This is a genomic window from Tumidithrix elongata BACA0141, assembly GCF_036349135.1.
Classification (GTDB): Bacteria; Cyanobacteriota; Cyanobacteriia; order Pseudanabaenales; family Pseudanabaenaceae; genus Tumidithrix; species Tumidithrix elongata.
On the sequence record NZ_JAZBJZ010000225.1, the window covers coordinates 1 to 1676 of the forward strand.

Sequence of the window (1676 nt, forward strand, 5' to 3'; positions counted from 1 at the left end):
CTATAACTTTGGGGGCTTTTTTTCTACCCTAAACTTCTCAAACACGCTCTTAGAGGAACTGGAGGCAGCATTTTATCCAGCCGTAATTAAGAGTAACCAAATCACTGATGCTAAAGAACTCGACTACTTGAGCGCACTGGGCAATCATGAAGCCGCCCATGTCAAATTCCTACGTGGTGTTTTAGGAAATAATGCCACGTTTCAAACTAGCGATCTGAGTTTCAATCGGCAGGGGCTAAGTATGCTACTCAGCGATCGCAACAAAATCTTAAATACAGCAGTTACGTTAGAAGACTTGGGCATTCATGCCTATAACGGGGCAGGGCCAAGTTTGACCAACCCAACCTATATTCTGGCAGCGGGTTCTATTGTTTCTGTCGAGGCCCGTCATGCCGCAGGAATGAGAGCCCTTTTGGGACGACCCACTACCGAAGCAGACAACGAACGCCTGATCAAAAATGCTGACCTACAAACAAATCTGAATCCATTTAAAGGTTGTGCTTACGACGAGTTGTACACACCGAAGCAGATCGTCTCTGTGGTTAGCTCATTCGGAATATTGAACAACTCGATTAACGGTTCGTTAGTCGCTTAACCCAAGGAGATCTTGAACGATGAAACTCTTTTTTAATGCGATCGCGCAACCAACAGGAATAACTTTCTTGCCTTATCACCACTTCCTTAGCAATCTACTCAGCCGATTGAGCCAAACTTTTTGCAGTATCCTAGCTTCGGCGAAATATGCCGTGCTAATTTTTCTATTCTCCTTAGCCTTTGCTCCAACGGTTTCTGCCTACGATCAAAGTACAGTTCAGAGCGATATCCTTACACCTCAACAGGTCGTGGAATATGCCCTGACCTTAGAAAAGCTAGAAGCTGATTTTTATCGTCATGCCATTGCCGCGACGCAAAGCGGTTCTCTAACAGGAGTTCCTGATGTCGCGAAAGCATTACTGGTTTCCTATGGTCAGGATGAAATGCAACATGTCACCGACCTCTCATCTGTGTTGCGCTCTCTAGGAGGTAACCCTGATGCGATCGTCATTCCAGTCAATCCAAACTATAGTGCTATTTTAAATCGCAACCCCTTTGCCAATCCTGCCGACCTGCTGCTTGCAGGCCAATATGTTGAGGATCTAGGAGTTGCTGCTTACAAAGGACAGGTGCAAAATTTACTGATGGCAGGTGAACCAGGTAAAACTGTGCTGGCTGGAGCCTTAGAGATTCATTCGGTAGAAGCCCGCCATGCCGCAGGTATCCGCTTCTTGAGACAAACGTTACTGGGTAAAGACGTGCGTCCTTGGATAAGAGATGCCAGCGAGGTGATTTACAACGAAAATCGTGGCGATTTCCCTATTCCCTTTAGTTCTGAGGCATTTGATGGCTATGCAACCAAAGAGGAAGTCATGGCATTGGTTAATCCAATTTTAACCACGCAACCATCGTCAACGGTTCCCAGTCCATCGGAGACTCCAAGCGGTCAACCTGCACCTGTTCAGGGGCTATGGTAAATCCTGTTGCGATTCAATCAAGGGCTGTGTTACGAAAATGGAAGTAGCACAATCCTCTCCTAGAATGTATTCGCGTCAGTGCGAATGCATCCTAGATAGATCCAAGCTAATTTATAGAACCGATTTGACATCTTTTATAATGGTGAATAAAGACCCTACATTCCT

2 protein-coding genes are annotated in these 1676 nt (G+C 45.8%); both read left to right on the plus strand.

The annotated features are described in order from the left end of the window. Positions 1-595: ferritin-like domain-containing protein (locus V2H45_RS25485; RefSeq protein ID WP_330486506.1), on the plus strand; the 595-nt coding region annotated here is incomplete at its 5' end. Positions 596-614: 19 nt separating this feature from the next. Continuing rightward, positions 615-1511 carry a ferritin-like domain-containing protein gene (locus V2H45_RS25490; RefSeq protein WP_330486507.1) on the plus strand — a complete coding sequence of 299 codons (897 nt, stop codon included), beginning with the start codon at positions 615-617 and terminating at the stop codon, positions 1509-1511. Positions 1512-1676: the final 165 nt, after the last annotated feature.

Coding starts and splice junctions, on each gene's coding strand:
- V2H45_RS25490 (WP_330486507.1), top strand. CDS start 615: ATGAAACTCTTTTTTAATGCGATCGCGCAACCAACAGGAATAACTTTC.